Here is a 13,927-nt window from a genome sequence, read left to right on the forward strand (position 1 = left end):
GCATTTGAGAAGCCTCTTCGGAGGCTTTTTTGTTACCGATAGACGGTGAGGTTCACGATGGAAACGCTTGAGCGCAATGAGTGGGTTGACGTTGCCCAATTGGTCGATATTACGAGCGATGCTGTCATTATCTGCGAGCTCGACGGAACCATTTTGCATGTAAACAATCGCTTGCTCGACTTGATCTGCGAGGAACGTTCCGATGTGATCAACGGGGACGTTAAAGATCTCTTGTACTCGTCAGCATTTGAACGCGCGACAGAACATCGTCTTCCTTTTGAGACCAATGGTACCGAGAGCGAGTTGATGCTTAAGCTCAGTGACGGCTCCTTTATTCCCGTCCTAGTTTGTGCCGGCTCGGTTACGCCGCCTCGTATCTTTGGCCGCCGTGAGCCGCGTGTTCTCGTGGCGCTCCATAGTATCGAAGAGCAGTATTCGCATGACCGTCAGCTCAAGCGTGCGCTTTCGGAGCTCAGAGTGGCGAATAAGCGCCTCTCGGGCACGTTGTCGGTCATTATGAGCACGGTGGGCTCCGATGAGCTGCCTAGTTTGTTGGATACCGTTTTGAACCAGCTTGTAGGAACCCTGGATGCCTCGGGTGCTGCCATCTATTTTTCTGAGAGCGGTGGTTTTAAGCTTCGCGGTGTTTCCAAGGAGCTGTATGACAGCTACCTGCCCGAGTTTATGCCGTATGGTGCGGGTATCCCGACGTATGTGCTCCGTGAGTCTCGTGCCTGCCGCCTGTCGATTCAGCAGGACCTCGAGGGCGATAGGGTTGCCTCGGGTATGTTCATGGACCTGGACAATCGCTCTAAGCACCTGCTACGCGTGCAAGATATGCCTCCATACCGCAGCGAGATATGTCTTCCCGTGTTTTATGGCACTCAGGTGCTCGGTGTGATGGAGGTCGGTTGGAAACGTCCGCAGGCGCCGCTTGCCTATGATGTCAACGTGCTCGAGGTCATTTGCGATTATCTCTCCATCCAACTAGTCGGCATGGCATCGAGTCTGCGTTCACGTCGCTCGGCAGAGCTTGGCCGTTCTCTCAACGTGCTGCGCGATGAGTTGTTTGCCTATCTCGATGATCCTATTGCCGCCTCGCGTGCGGTGTCGACCGAAATCTGCGCTGTGCTCAGTTGCCATTTCTGCCCCGTGGAGTATGATGCGGGCCTCGAAACCTATGTCATCGATTTTGAAGGTGGCAGTCGTGTGGCATTGCCGGGCGATCCGGAGTCACTCTTCTTTTCTGTCACGACGCCGGCGGCGCGCCTGGGGGCAATTTCCGATGGATTTGAGACATCGGTGCTGGGCGGGACGAGCGCCGACGACCTCAAGCACGTGCGCCTTACGCGCGTGGACGAATCCACGACTATGGGCGCATGGTTGAGAGCCCACGGCCTGCCGTGTCAGGGACTTTATGTCGACTCCGGTATCGAGGCGGGGCGCTGCCACTCGGAGGCGGATGGTACTCGAAGCAACGATGCAATCGTGCCAGCTGATATCGCCAAGGGACCGACGAGGCGCGTTTTGCTGCTCCGTGATGGCAGCCAGGAGCCAATCGACGACCTTGAATACGACTACATGGTGCATTTGGCACACGACTTTGAGCTGATCTATGAGGGCGAGTCTCAAAAGCGTGAAGAGCGTCATATCGCTCAGACGCTTCAGATTGGCATGAGAAATTCGCTAGGCGACGTTCCGGGCATCGCAACCGATTCGGTATACCTGTCGGCAACGAATTCGGCGTTGGTCGGTGGTGACTTCTATACGCTTATCCGTCTTCCCGACGATTGCGCCGTTATGATATTGGGCGATGTCTCCGGCAAAGGAATTGAGGCGGCGTCGATGTCGGCGCTCGTCAAGACGGCGTTGACGGCTTATGCCTGGGAGGGTGCGGGACCCGCTCGCATGGCCCGCTCGCTCAATAGCATGCTCATGGGCTTTTCGAGGGTCGAGACGTTTGTGACGGCGTTTATCGCCAAGATTGATCTTAAAGCGGGCCGCGCTACCTATTGCTCTGCGGGACATCCTCCCACTATGGTCATTAGGCCGTCGTCGACGGCGCATGGCGGAGGAGAGACCTGCGGGGGAGAAGTGGAGCTCCTTGGGTGCCAATCGGGCGTGATCGGTGCCTTTGAGAGCATGGTGTACGAGACGGGCGTGTTTACGTTCGATGCTGGTGACATGCTGTTTATGTATACCGACGGAACGATCGAAGCACGCGACCGCTCGGGTGCTTTCTTTGGCGAGCAACGCCTGCGCAACCTTCTACTCTCTGTTTCGGGTGAGGGCGTATCGGGCATCTGCGGTAAGGTCTTGGGCGAGCTTGACCGCTTTACCGACTCGGCGCTGGACGATGACATTGCATTGGTGTCCCTTGAGTTTTTACGGGGCCGATCGTAGGTCGCGACGTTGGGCATACAGAATCCTAACGGTTGCAGAAAAGTTTGCATCGAGCGAGCTCTTTTGGGGAACCATGGTCGCATGAATGAGTGGAATGACATAGCGGTTTTGACGCCACCGGGCGATATCGATATCGCCTCGGTGCCCGAGCTGCGCCGACGGTTGGATAATTTAATCGACCGGGGCGTGCGCCGTGTTGTCATCAATTGCCAGACCGTGGCTTTTATCGACTCGACGGGTTTGGCGTTTTTGCTTACGCGTGCCAGAGAGCTTATGAGACGAGAAGGGCTGCTTTCGCTTGTTAACGCCTCCGATGAGGTCGTTCGCTTTTTGGAGATTGCCCGACTTGTCGACATCCTTCATGTTGCGGGTCCGGTGCGGGAGTCGATTCCCGCCATTCCGGTGGGGGAGTTGCCGCGATGGAGCAAGAGCGTCAAGGTGCAGCGAGGCATCGAGAATCTCCCGTATTATCGGCACCGTGTGGCCGAGATTCTCGAATCGCTTCCCCTGAGGCGTGATGAGCGCTATGACGTCGCATTAGCGTTGGGGGAGGCATTGGGTAACGCATATGACCATGCGGGCGGTGTTGGCTGCATCCTGACGATTCAGGCCTATGGGGACCGTGTTGTGCTTGAGGTGCTTGATCGAGGCGCTGGCTATTCTATCGATGGGGCGAGCGAACCGATGGCATCCGAGGAACGCGGACGCGGTATCAAGCTTATGCGCATGCTCGTCGATAATGTGGAGGTTGCCCGTCGCACGGATGGTGCCGGCACACGCGTTCGGATGGTGAAGCTGTTTAGTTCGGCATTGGAATCGTGCGCTTAGCGCCTTGGATCGACATGATTTCCCTGCGTGAACTTGCTTTGGGCAACTTTTTTGAAAAAAGTACTTGCGTCTTTTGGATAACTCGCGTAAATTAATAACCCGCAAGCGGACATGGCTCAGTTGGTAGAGCACAACCTTGCCAAGGTTGGGGTCGCGGGTTCGAGCCCCGTTGTCCGCTCCATTGCATTTCCGGACCGTTCTTAACGGTCCTTTTTCGGCGAAGTGGCCAAGTGGTAAGGCAGAGGCCTGCAAAGCCTTTACCCCCGGTTCGAATCCGGGCTTCGCCTCCAGGCAACATCCGGGCGCTCCGGCGCCCGTTTTGTTTTACATATGCGGACATGGCTCAGTTGGTAGAGCACAACCTTGCCAAGGTTGGGGTCGCGGGTTCGAGCCCCGTTGTCCGCTCCAAGCACAACAGCCCGACTACCACGGTAGCCGGGCTTTTCGTACCCATTGCAGAGGCCCGAACCCGAGAGGGAGCGAGCGTTAAGCAAACGCGGAGCGTTTGTAGCGAGCTGGCGAGGTCGCCGGCAGGCGGCCGAAGCCGGTGCGGATCCGCGAAGCGGATACGCGGATGCCCCGTTGTCCGCTCCAAGTACAACAGCCCGACTACCACGGTAGCCGGGATTTTTCGTACCCATTGCAGAGGCCCGAACCCGAGAGGGAGCGAGCGTCTTGGGGCGTGGCTGTGGCGTTGTTTGCCGCGAATATCAGCTTTGGGCGTATCATCGTGGGCATTACCCAGCAGATGGACTATCTTGAGCGGCTGGGCATCGAGGCCATCTGGTTGAGCCCGTTTTACCCATCGCCTCTTGTCGATGGTGGCTATGATGTGGCGGACTACTGCGATGTCGACCCACGTCTCGGCTCGCCCGAGCGCGCCCGTTATATCTTCCGCGATGGTCGCGGCGAACATGGCGAGCTGCCTCCCACCAATTGGAATGCCAACTTTGGCGGCCCCGCCTGGACGCGTGTTGCGGACGGTCAGTGGTAGCTGCATATGTTTACGCCCGAGCGGCCGGACTTTGTCTGGTCATGCCCCGAGGTTCATGCGTTCTTTTGCGACGTCCTGACGTTTTGGAGCGATCGAGGCGTTGATGGCTTTCGCATTGATGTGGCGCACGGTCTCGCCAAGGACCTCGACCGCGATGACCTTGACCGGTGGCATCTCGCCGAGGGCGATGACATGGTTGACGACGGCACCCATCCGCTGTGAGACCGCAACGAGGTCCACGAGATTTATCGCGCGTGGCGACGCGCTATGCCCTGCCGCAAATCAAGGCGACGCGCTACCACCAGATTGCGCTCGACTGGCTCTTGCGCGACGGGTCGTCTTATGACGAGGACCGTGAACTCGGCGAGCGCCGCGCGCGGGCGGCCCTTTTGCTTGAGCTGGCGCTTCCGGGCTCGGCATACGTGTATCAGGGTGAGGAGCTCGGCCTTTTTGAGGTGGCTGATGTCTTCGTGAGGTTCGCGAGGGCGTCGCAAAACTTTTCAAAAAAAGTTCTTGCATAGGATGCGGGCATCACGTAAGATTAATCCCCGTAAGCGGACATGGCTCAGTTGGTAGAGCACAACCTTGCCAAGGTTGGGGTCGCGGGTTCGAGCCCCGTTGTCCGCTCCATTTGGGCGTTTAGCTCAGGGGGAGAGCGCTTCCCTGACACGGAAGAGGTCACAAGTTCAAATCTTGTAACGCCCACCAAATGTTCGCAGTCCAGAGGCTTTGCTTCTGGACTGTTTTGTTATAAACACACATAATATGCCGTCAAATTATCGACCTCGGTCGCTTTTTCACGTTGCATTTGCTGCCCAGCATAATTTGTCGTTATTGGCCTCTTGGTCTCGTGGGAGATGATTATTTTGATCATAACCGTGCACGTCGCCCGCGTTTCCATGGTTGACCCCCGCGCAATCTTTTATGGTGATCGGTTTTGGCGAGATTGCCTTCCAGGGAGGATTCGGAACGATTGAAGGCCGTACGTTCTTCGCGCGCTGGGCGGGCCTTGTCACAAAGGGGTGGGCTTTTGTGGTTATCGCCGGCGTGCTGCTCGATCCCTTTACAGCGGCTCTCGGCCGCATGATAGCTCGCGAAGAGAACTAATAGCTCCTCGCCTATCGAATGCCGGCGGACGGGGTGCCGGGGCTGTAGTCTTCCGAGCGTTTGCAGCCCCGACGCTCCGTCCGCCGGCATTCGACCGCAACATGTTGGTCAAGCATAATCTTTTGGATTCTTTTCGCGTGAGCGGCTTGGTTTTGGTAGGATTTGTCGGCGGCTTGACTAGGGGGTTTTATAACTGCCTTGCAGGTAGCCGCGTTGGTAACGTTTTACCGACTTGCCGAGAAACCCTCATAATTAATGTGTCTGTAAAATGGCCAATTGCTTTGACCTGCTGAAACACTATATGTTGTGTTTGACCTAAAAAAAGAATACAGGATATAGAGGCGTCTTTGTCGTATGATAGATGGCGGACAGAGAACGAAGACCTTGTTCGTCCCATTTGGACACGCCTTTGAGCCGCTTGATCGGCTGCGAGGATTGTCCGCATGAGGACCTATGGTTTATCGAGAACACAGATTGCGCGACGGCGCCGCAAGACAGGGACAAGCCCTGCCAGGCATCGTTTGGCTCTGAAGCGCAATGGGATTACGACGCGAAAGAGGCAAGAGGATGAAGATCATCAAGCGCAGCGGCACCGAGGTTGCCTTTGACATCGATAAGATCGTCAATGCGATTCGCGCCGCCAACTTGGAGGTCGAGGAGGGCTCTCGTCTTACCGACCGCCAGGTGATCTACGCGGCGCAAAACGTCGCCGAGGCATGTGAGAAGGCCGGCCATACCGTATCGGTCGAGGAGATCCAGGATCTGGTCGAGGACGAGATCATGCGTCTCGACTGCTACGAGGTCGCTCGCCGCTACATCATCTATCGTTATGTTCAGAGCCTGAAGCGCCAAAAGAACACGACCGACGACAAGATCCTGTCGCTGATCGAGTGCAATAACGAAGAGGTTAAGCAGGAGAACTCCAATAAGAATCCGACCGTCAATTCCGTTCAGCGCGACTATATGGCCGGCGAGATTTCCAAGGACCTGACCCAACGCGTGCTGCTGCCCCAGGAGATCGTGGATGCCCATAATGAGGGTCTGATCCATTTCCACGATTCGGATTACTTTGCCCAGCACATGCACAACTGCGATCTGGTGAACCTGGAGGACATGCTCCAGAACGGCACCGTTATCTCGGGCACGCTGATCGAGAAGCCGCACAGCTTCTCGACCGCCTGCAACATTGCGACGCAGATTATCGCCCAGGTTGCTTCCTCCCAGTACGGCGGTCAGTCTATTTCGCTGACCCATCTCGCCCCGTTCGTTGAGGTGAGCCGTCAAAAGATTCGCGGCGAGGTTGCTCGCGAGCTTGAGGAGCTCGGTGTTTCGGCATCTGCCGAGAAGGTTCGCGAGGTCGTTGAGGAACGCCTGCGCGATGAGATTCGTCGCGGCGTCCAGACGATTCAGTATCAGGTCGTGACCCTTATGACCACGAATGGCCAGGCGCCGTTCGTGACGGTCTTTATGTATCTCAATGAGGCCCGTACGCCCCAGGAGAAGCACGACCTTGCCATGATTGTGGAGGAGACGCTTCGTCAACGCTATGAGGGCGTTAAGAACGAAGCCGGCGTGTGGATCACCCCGGCGTTTCCCAAGCTCATCTACGTGCTCGAGGACGATAACATCCGCGAGGATTCGCCGTACTTCTATCTGACCAAGCTCGCCGCCAAGTGCACCGCCAAGCGCATGGTGCCCGACTACATCTCCGAGAAGAAGATGCGCGAGCTCAAGCTGTCTAAGGGCGAGACCGCCGGCAACGGCGATTGCTATACCTGCATGGGTTGCCGCAGTTTCCTGACGCCCGACCGTTCGGGCAACGGCTTTAACAATGTCGCCAACGCTCTGAACTATGACCCGACCAAGCCTAAGTACTATGGTCGCTTTAACCAGGGTGTTGTGACCATCAACCTGCCCGATGTTGCGCTGAGCTCGCATCAGGACATGGACAAGTTCTGGAAGATCTTCGATGAGCGCCTTGAGCTGTGCCACCGCGCCCTGCTGTGCCGTCATGAGCGCCTGATGGGCACGCTTTCGGATGCTGCGCCGATTCTTTGGCAGTACGGTGCCTTGGCGCGCCTTAAGAAGGGCGAGACGATCGACAAGCTGCTCGTGGGCGGCTATTCCACCATTAGCCTGGGTTACGCCGGTCTGTATGAGTGCGTCAAGTACATGACGGGCCACAGCCACACCGAGAAGGAGGGCACGCCGTTTGCCATGGCCGTCATGCAGCACATGAACGACAAGTGCGCCGAGTGGAAGGCCGAAAGCGATATCGACTTCTCGCTGTACGGCACCCCGCTTGAGTCGACGACCTACAAGTTCGCCAAGTGCCTGCAGCGCCGTTTCGGCATTATCCCGGGCGTGACGGACAAGGGCTACATTACTAACAGCTATCACGTCCACGTGTCCGAGGAGATCGATGCCTTCGACAAGCTTAAGTTTGAGGGCATGTTCCAGCAGCTTTCGCCGGGCGGTGCTATCTCCTACGTTGAGGTTCCCAACATGCAGGACAACCTCAAGGCGGTCATTCGCGTAATGCAGTACATCTACGACAACATCATGTACGCCGAGCTCAACACCAAGAGCGATTACTGCCAGGTGTGCGGCTATGACGGCGAGATTCGCATTGTCGAGGACGATGGCAAACTGGTGTGGGAGTGCCCCAATTGCGGCAATCGTGACCAGGAGAAGATGAATGTCGCCCGTCGCACGTGCGGCTACATCGGTACCCAGTTCTGGAACCAGGGTCGAACCGAGGAGATCCGCGACCGCGTGCTGCATCTCTAATAACCATCCCAGGCTGCCCCGTAGCGAGGCCCCGGACCTTTACTCGCTATTTCGGACAGTCCTGGCTCACGACGGAGGCGCCACTGGCGCCTCCTGTTCGTGCGGAACTCATATCGAGTAAAGGTCCGGGGCCTCGCTACGGGGCAGCCAAGTTGATGTAGCTGAGATGCAGCATGCGGTCTGCCCACTCCTCGAAGTTCTTGGCGGAAATAATTCGAGCTGCAGCTGCGATTTACTTGCGATGGCGGTTGAGCCGCAACCCAGTTTTTATTGGACCTCGAACCCCATACTCGATGTTCGCTTTGTTCACCGAGTGTCGCTCGCGAGGGATCTGGAGCATATTGTCCCGTCCGCAGTTTCGCAGGCCGAAGGCCGAGAATGTTTGAGGACGGGATGATATGCTCCAGACCCCCAGGAAGGTTACCTATGAACTACGCGAACATTAAGTATTTCGACATTGCTGATGGAGAAGGCGTTCGTACTTCTCTGTTTGTGAGTGGGTGCCGTCGTGGGTGCAAGAATTGTTTTAACTCCGTCGCGTGGGACTTTGCCGCGGGTGAACCGTTCGATCGTGCCGTCGAGGACAAAATCATCGAGAGTCTTGATCATCCCTTTATTGATGGCCTGACGATTCTGGGCGGGGAGCCTATGGAACCCGAGAACCAGGCGGGGCTCGTTGATTTTATCGAACGCGTGCGTGCGACCTACCCTGTGGAGTCTGGGAAGACCATTTGGTGCTTTACCGGTGATGTGCTCGAGGAACTAATGCCGGGCGGCCGTCACCATACCGACGTGACGGACCGTATCCTTGCTTGCCTCGACATGCTGGTAGACGGTCCGTTCGTTCAAGATCTGTACGATATCTCGTTGCGCTTTAGGGGCTCGAGTAATCAGCGCGTGATCGACATGAACGCCACGCGCGCTCGTGCTGCGCGCGAGGGCGTTGCGCTTTGCGACGCTGTGGAGCTTTGGCGGGACGATCCGGTCTATTCGACCCATACTATGTAGCTGGAAGAGGTTGCGTGCCAGCGTGGTACCATAGCGCGAACGCGAAATCGAAAAAAGTGAGGCCCAGATGGTCGATCAGGAAAAAGTCGAGACTGCTATTAAGCTGCTGCTTGAAGGTATAGGCGAGGACCCAACTCGTGAGGGCCTGCTGGAGACCCCGGCACGCGTCGCCCGTATGTATGGCGAGATTGCCGGCGGTATGGGCCGGAGTGCCGAGGAGCACCTGTCCAAAACCTTTGCCGTCGCTTCGAACGATTTGGTTATCGAGCGCGATATTACGTTTTACTCGCTGTGCGAGCACCATCTGCTGCCGTTTTATGGCAAGGCTGCGATTGGCTATATCCCTAACGGTCGCGTGGCGGGTCTGTCTAAGCTTGCTCGCACGGTTGAGGTCTATGCCCGTCGTCTGCAGCTGCAGGAGCAGCTGTGCGCGCAGGTTGCCGATGCCCTCATGGAATATCTTGCTCCCCAAGGGGCGATCGTGCTGATGGAAGCCGAGCATATGTGCATGACCATGCGCGGCGTGCAAAAGCCCGGCACCAAGACCGTAACGCTTGCTCGTCGCGGTGTCTTTGAGACCGATCCCGCGCTCGAGGAGCGATTCTTTAGGATGCTGGGCCGCTAACCATGAGAGTCGTCAACGACTTTACATCGAAGACCGATGAGGGGACGCCGCGCCGCGGCTTTATGGCTTCGGGCCTGACTCCCTTTGGCGCCATGCCTCGCATTGATTACATTTGTGCCAACGGGCTGTTCCGGCGGCACCTGGGCAACATTGCACAGTTGGAATCGGGGCGCATCTTTTGCCGCCACGGTATTGACCATCTGCTGGATGTCGCGCGCATTATGTGGATTAAGAATCTTGAGGAACAGCTCGAATTTGACCGCGAGGTCATCTACGCCACGGCACTTCTTCACGATATCGGCAAAGATGAACAGTATGAATCGGGTATATCCCATGATGTTGCAAGCGAGCGCGTCGCTGATGCGATTCTTGGCGGCATGCCCGATGACGTGGCATTTGATCCGGCCGATGCCGCGGCCATTAAGACGGCCATTTTAGGCCATAGAAAGCTGCGCGTGAACAGCCAACCGCTTGAGCGTCTGCTCTATGCAGCCGACAAAGCGTCGCGCGCCTGCTTTGCATGCCCCGCGCGCAATGCCTGCAACTGGAGCGATGATAAAAAGAACCTGTCGATTCGCGTGTAGTTGGTTTGCGCGGTCGGGGTTCTAAACGAAGGAGACGATCGCGATGGGTAACAAGAAACTGCCCGAGAATGCAACCAAGACTGAAGGCGCCGAGCTCGCACGCCGTGGAAGGGGCGAAATATCCACCGCAACGGCGGTGCCCCACGTGGGCTATGACGATCTGTGCCATGCCGATCGCATCACCGTTGAAGGTCTTGAGGTCTTTGCCAACCACGGCGTGTATCCCGAGGAGAACGCCCTGGGCCAGAAGTTCATCGTGTCCTTGGTGCTCTATGCCGACCTGCGTGCAGCAGGGGAGCACGATAACCTGGATGCCTCGATTGATTACGGCTCGGTGTGCCACGATGTCGATGGCTATCTGCGCGAGCATACGTTTAAGCTCATCGAGGCCGCAGCCGAGGGCGTGGCCCAGATGCTGCTACGTCGTTACCCCCTGCTGCTCGGCGTGCGTGTTAAGCTCGATAAGCCTTGGGCGCCCGTCGGTCTTCCCCTGGCAAGCTGCGGTGTCGAGATCGAGCGCGTGCGCTAACCGGTTCTAATACGTCTCTATGGGTGGCTGCTTGAGCCGCTGCGACAGAGCTCTATTGTTGGGGCAGTACGTGTCGAGCAGGGCGTGAAACCGCTGATTGTGGCTTGGCTCGAGCAAGTGGACGAGCTCGTGGGCGACAACCATGTCAAGGCACTCGACGGGGTAGGCGGCAAGCTCGCGTGCGATGCGAATGGCACCGGTTTTGGGCGTACACGAGCCCCAGCGCGTTTTCATGCTGCGCACGGAAACGCGGGAAGCGGCGACACCCATTGCGATTTCGTATGTGCGCGCCATATCGCGCAGCGCCGTGGTGACCTCGGATGTATAGAGCTGGTCGATGCGGGCTTGGAGCTCATCGGGCGTTAGGCCGTCGAGGGCTGTGCGCTGCTTTGCCTGCGCGCGCCCACTTGGCTCGTCGGTACCCATAAAACTTGCGAAGGTGGCCTGTTTGGGTCGCGGTGCGGGTGATGCAAAGTTGTGATCGAGCACATCTTGTACCGTGATGGGCTTGCCCCAAAGCGCAATGATGGACGAGGGGCTGAGCGGCTCTCGCTCCGTCGCCTGACGTTGCTCGCGCTGGGCAAGTCGGCTGATAATCCAGGCGCTGTTGCGCTTCACAAATGCTTCGATACGCTCGCGGGTGGCACCGAGCGGTGCGCTTGCGTGGACCTCACCGCTCGATGTGACGCGTAGGTTGAAGTTCTTGACACGCTTTTTGGTAACGACGACGGGGATGGGCATCCCATCCGGTCGGGATACGGAAATCGTAAACTGCTGCGTCAAAAGCGGTCCTTCAGATTGGGAGCGGGCCGGCATGTCGACCGTTCGGCATGCCGGCCCGCTCAAGGGATGTGAAATTAATAACGCTCAAAGAAGGCAAGCGCGTTGTCGCTGCAGAGCTTTTGCATCACGGTCTTGCCAAAATGCTTGGAGAGCATGTTCTGGAACTCGGGCATCTTGCTGGCATCGGAGAGGAAAGCGGGCACCGTGGCGCCGTCCCAGTCGCCGCCGAGCGCGATGACGTCCTCGCCGCCCAGGTCGAGCCAGTGCTCGATATGTGCCGCTAGCTGATCGAAGGTGACGTCTGCGGCGGTCTTGTCGGTTGCGTCGTTGGAAAGGAACTCGCTGCAGTAGTTGAGGCCGACGATGCCACCCATGTCGCGAATGGTGCGGAACTGGTCGTCGGTAAGGTTGCGTTTGGCGCCGCAAACCGCACGGGAGTTGGAGTGGCTGGCGACGAAGGGACGCGTGGCGCGGGCGGCGACCTCGTCAAAGCACTCATCGTTGAGGTGGGAGACGTCAAGCACCATGCCGGCGTGCTCCATCTGCGTAAGTGCCTCGATGCCGGCGGCGGTGAGGCCGGCGTGGGTATCGTGTCCGCTCGCGAGCGGCCCCTGCGCGTTCCAGCTGAGTGACGACATGAGTACGCCCAAGCTCTTGAGCACCTCGATCAGCGCGGGGTCCTCGGCAAAGAACGTGGCGTTTTCGATGGTGTGGATGCAGGCGACCTTGCCGTCCTTGAGCGCAGGGCGAATGTCAGCGGCGCTGCGCACGTTGACCATGCGATCGTGGTTGAGCATGGCCTGGCCGCTCATATGCGCCATGATCTGCGCCTGGAAGCGCGCGGCGTGGGCGGAGGGAATCTCGTCGGGGACAAACGTGGCGAAGCACTGTGCCCACGGTGTGTTGCCGATCTTTGTGAGCGAGATGGCGCAGGCGTTGCCCTCGATGAGGTCGAAATCTTGCGGATGCGTCTCGTCGCCGGGGAAATAACCGTCGGTTCCGGCGGTAAAGCGCAGGTCGAGATCGAGCGTGGCCCAGCCGATGCGGTCGGCGGTGTCGCAGTGCAAGTCAAATACGGGATATGCCATGGTTCCTCCGGTTGCAGCGTTTCTTTGCAAACTGTCTTCGAATTGTATGACTAGGGTATAGTTAGCGCCATACGTTCATGGCGGCCCGCGTTGTGTGCCGCCCTTATCACGGAGGTTTCCATGTCCAACCAGGGCAAGAAGGTCAAGACTCATTATCGCGGCACGCTCGACGACGGCACGCAGTTCGATAGCTCCTACGATCGCGGCGAGCCGCTGGAGTTCACCTGCGGTGCCGGTCAGATGATCAAGGGCTTCGATGCCGCCGTTGTCGACATGCAGGTGGGCGAGAAGAAGACCGTGCACATTCCTGCTGCCGATGCCTACGGCGAGCACAATCCCGAGATGGTTATCACCTTCCCGGCCGAGCAGGTTCCCAACATCGAGCAGATCGAGAAGGGCATGAAGCTCTTCCTGTCCACGCCGAGCGGCATGCCTGTCCCTGCCGTTGTCATCGATGTGACGCCCGAGGCCGTGACGCTCGATGCTAACCACGAGCTGGCCGGCAAGGATCTCAACTTTGATATCGAGCTCGTCGAGGTCGAGGATTAGAGTATGCCTGAACGCTTGGTTTCGACGACATGCTTGGGAAATCTCAACGATCCGTCCTATGAACTCCTGCTTCGTCGGGAGCTGGGTGGCATCTTTGAAGTTGACGAGCTGCTGCTCGATTGGGACCAGGCTGACGTATGCGCGTTTGCGGGCGTGACGGAGCTGGGGCGCACGGTCGATGTTCGGCTAGATGCTGCCGACGGCAGTCGTCTTGCCGACGGCGACGTGCTCGCCATCGACCGTTCGGGCATGGTGCCCGTGGCGGTTGTCGTGCGCCTGCGCAGCGCCGAGGTCTATTTGGTCGAAGTCGACCGCATGGATCCGATTGCGCTCGCGCATGCGTGCTGGGAGATCGGCAACATGCATGCGCCGCTTTTCCGAGGCGATTCGGACGAGCATACCGTGCGCATGTATACGCCGGTGCAGCCTGTTTTGGGCCGCATGCTCCGGGGTGTCGAGGGCGTTATGCTCTCGGTGGTTAGCCGTGAACTCGATACGGACCGGCGTTTTGCGTCGAGTGCGGCGTATGCCGTTGTGAGCATGGCTCCCGACTTTACGATCGTAAAAAAGGCGCGCGGTTAACGTGCGTATGAGCAAGACGGAATTTGAGAGGCAGCTATTCAAAGTCCGTCTTGCTGT

Annotated in this window: 15 protein-coding genes and 5 tRNA genes; 18 read left to right on the forward strand and 2 right to left on the reverse strand. The window is 57.9% G+C overall.

The window, feature by feature from the left end; translation table 11 throughout:
* Positions 1–57: 57 nt before the first annotated feature.
* The 16 genes from ACTQXM_RS00180 (at position 58) to folB (ending at position 10,868) form a co-directional block, all read left to right on the forward strand.
* Positions 58–2,403: a SpoIIE family protein phosphatase gene (locus tag ACTQXM_RS00180; protein WP_441536738.1), complete on the forward strand. Its 2,346-nt coding sequence runs from the start codon at positions 58–60 to the stop codon at positions 2,401–2,403.
* Positions 2,404–2,484: 81 nt separating this feature from the next.
* On the forward strand, positions 2,485–3,231 hold the full coding sequence (locus ACTQXM_RS00185) for an anti-sigma factor antagonist (protein WP_441055276.1): 747 nt from the start codon (positions 2,485–2,487) through the stop codon (positions 3,229–3,231).
* Positions 3,232–3,336: 105 nt separating this feature from the next.
* A tRNA-Gly gene (locus tag ACTQXM_RS00190) sits at positions 3,337–3,412 on the forward strand.
* 35 nt (positions 3,413–3,447) lie between these two features.
* Positions 3,448–3,521, forward strand: a tRNA-Cys gene (locus ACTQXM_RS00195).
* A gap of 42 nt (positions 3,522–3,563) precedes the next feature.
* Positions 3,564–3,639, forward strand: a tRNA-Gly gene (locus ACTQXM_RS00200).
* A gap of 280 nt (positions 3,640–3,919) precedes the next feature.
* Positions 3,920–4,225 (forward strand): alpha-amylase family glycosyl hydrolase, encoded by a 306-nt coding sequence (locus tag ACTQXM_RS00205; RefSeq protein WP_441536741.1) that lies wholly within the window; start codon positions 3,920–3,922, stop codon positions 4,223–4,225.
* Positions 4,226–4,231: 6 nt separating this feature from the next.
* Positions 4,232–4,447 (forward strand): alpha-amylase family glycosyl hydrolase, encoded by a 216-nt coding sequence (locus tag ACTQXM_RS00210; protein ID WP_441536743.1) that lies wholly within the window; start codon positions 4,232–4,234, stop codon positions 4,445–4,447.
* A gap of 32 nt (positions 4,448–4,479) precedes the next feature.
* Positions 4,480–4,746, forward strand: a complete 267-nt coding sequence (locus ACTQXM_RS00215) for a hypothetical protein (protein WP_427727887.1) — start codon at positions 4,480–4,482, stop codon at positions 4,744–4,746.
* 33 nt (positions 4,747–4,779) lie between these two features.
* Positions 4,780–4,855 (forward strand) — tRNA-Gly (locus ACTQXM_RS00220).
* A 3-nt stretch (positions 4,856–4,858) separates the two neighbouring features.
* Positions 4,859–4,933, forward strand: a tRNA-Val gene (locus ACTQXM_RS00225).
* Between the two features lie 216 nt (positions 4,934–5,149).
* A complete protein-coding gene (locus tag ACTQXM_RS00230) occupies positions 5,150–5,332 on the forward strand; it encodes a hypothetical protein (RefSeq protein WP_154517425.1) in 183 nt (60 codons plus the stop codon).
* 567 nt (positions 5,333–5,899) lie between these two features.
* Positions 5,900–8,122 carry an anaerobic ribonucleoside-triphosphate reductase gene (gene nrdD / locus ACTQXM_RS00235; protein ID WP_427718616.1) on the forward strand — a complete coding sequence of 741 codons (2,223 nt, stop codon included), beginning with the start codon at positions 5,900–5,902 and terminating at the stop codon, positions 8,120–8,122.
* 426 nt (positions 8,123–8,548) lie between these two features.
* Positions 8,549–9,130: an anaerobic ribonucleoside-triphosphate reductase activating protein gene (gene nrdG, locus ACTQXM_RS00240; protein WP_427727760.1), complete on the forward strand. Its 582-nt coding sequence runs from the start codon at positions 8,549–8,551 to the stop codon at positions 9,128–9,130.
* Positions 9,131–9,197: 67 nt separating this feature from the next.
* Complete coding sequence (gene folE, locus ACTQXM_RS00245) at positions 9,198–9,755, forward strand: GTP cyclohydrolase I FolE (protein WP_427718613.1); 558 nt, start codon at positions 9,198–9,200, stop codon at positions 9,753–9,755.
* A gap of 2 nt (positions 9,756–9,757) precedes the next feature.
* Positions 9,758–10,339 (forward strand): HD domain-containing protein, encoded by a 582-nt coding sequence (locus ACTQXM_RS00250; RefSeq protein WP_195838586.1) that lies wholly within the window; start codon positions 9,758–9,760, stop codon positions 10,337–10,339.
* A 43-nt stretch (positions 10,340–10,382) separates the two neighbouring features.
* Positions 10,383–10,868: a dihydroneopterin aldolase gene (gene folB / locus ACTQXM_RS00255; RefSeq protein ID WP_441536746.1), complete on the forward strand. Its 486-nt coding sequence runs from the start codon at positions 10,383–10,385 to the stop codon at positions 10,866–10,868.
* A gap of 6 nt (positions 10,869–10,874) precedes the next feature.
* On the opposite strand, the gene ACTQXM_RS00260 is transcribed toward folB, so the two are convergent.
* Together ACTQXM_RS00260 and ACTQXM_RS00265 are read right to left on the reverse strand one after the other, a co-directional pair.
* Entirely contained in the window at positions 10,875–11,651 is a 777-nt protein-coding gene (locus ACTQXM_RS00260) for a M48 family metallopeptidase (RefSeq protein ID WP_441536748.1), read from the reverse strand.
* 74 nt (positions 11,652–11,725) lie between these two features.
* Positions 11,726–12,739, reverse strand: a complete 1,014-nt coding sequence (locus ACTQXM_RS00265) for a dipeptidase (protein WP_427794840.1) — start codon at positions 12,737–12,739, stop codon at positions 11,726–11,728.
* 120 nt (positions 12,740–12,859) lie between these two features.
* On the opposite strand from ACTQXM_RS00265, the gene ACTQXM_RS00270 reads away from it, so the two are divergent.
* Together ACTQXM_RS00270 and ACTQXM_RS00275 are read left to right on the forward strand one after the other, a co-directional pair.
* On the forward strand, positions 12,860–13,288 hold the full coding sequence (locus ACTQXM_RS00270; protein ID WP_117640821.1) for an FKBP-type peptidyl-prolyl cis-trans isomerase: 429 nt from the start codon (positions 12,860–12,862) through the stop codon (positions 13,286–13,288).
* Positions 13,289–13,291: 3 nt separating this feature from the next.
* Complete coding sequence (locus tag ACTQXM_RS00275; RefSeq protein WP_441048578.1) at positions 13,292–13,870, forward strand: urease accessory protein UreE; 579 nt, start codon at positions 13,292–13,294, stop codon at positions 13,868–13,870.
* Positions 13,871–13,927 lie beyond the last annotated feature (57 nt).

Source organism: Collinsella sp. LCP19S3_D3 (genome assembly GCF_052121455.1).
Taxonomy (GTDB): Bacteria; Actinomycetota; Coriobacteriia; order Coriobacteriales; family Coriobacteriaceae; genus Collinsella.

Coding starts and splice junctions, on each gene's coding strand:
- ACTQXM_RS00180 (WP_441536738.1), top strand. CDS start 58: ATGGAAACGCTTGAGCGCAATGAGTGGGTTGACGTTGCCCAATTGGTC.
- ACTQXM_RS00185 (WP_441055276.1), top strand. CDS start 2,485: ATGAATGAGTGGAATGACATAGCGGTTTTGACGCCACCGGGCGATATC.
- ACTQXM_RS00210 (WP_441536743.1), top strand. CDS start 4,232: ATGTTTACGCCCGAGCGGCCGGACTTTGTCTGGTCATGCCCCGAGGTT.
- ACTQXM_RS00230 (WP_154517425.1), top strand. CDS start 5,150: ATGGTGATCGGTTTTGGCGAGATTGCCTTCCAGGGAGGATTCGGAACG.
- nrdD (WP_427718616.1), top strand. CDS start 5,900: ATGAAGATCATCAAGCGCAGCGGCACCGAGGTTGCCTTTGACATCGAT.
- nrdG (WP_427727760.1), top strand. CDS start 8,549: ATGAACTACGCGAACATTAAGTATTTCGACATTGCTGATGGAGAAGGC.
- folE (WP_427718613.1), top strand. CDS start 9,198: ATGGTCGATCAGGAAAAAGTCGAGACTGCTATTAAGCTGCTGCTTGAA.
- ACTQXM_RS00250 (WP_195838586.1), top strand. CDS start 9,758: ATGAGAGTCGTCAACGACTTTACATCGAAGACCGATGAGGGGACGCCG.
- folB (WP_441536746.1), top strand. CDS start 10,383: ATGGGTAACAAGAAACTGCCCGAGAATGCAACCAAGACTGAAGGCGCC.
- ACTQXM_RS00265 (WP_427794840.1), bottom strand. CDS start 12,739: ATGGCATATCCCGTATTTGACTTGCACTGCGACACCGCCGACCGCATC.
- ACTQXM_RS00270 (WP_117640821.1), top strand. CDS start 12,860: ATGTCCAACCAGGGCAAGAAGGTCAAGACTCATTATCGCGGCACGCTC.
- ACTQXM_RS00275 (WP_441048578.1), top strand. CDS start 13,292: ATGCCTGAACGCTTGGTTTCGACGACATGCTTGGGAAATCTCAACGAT.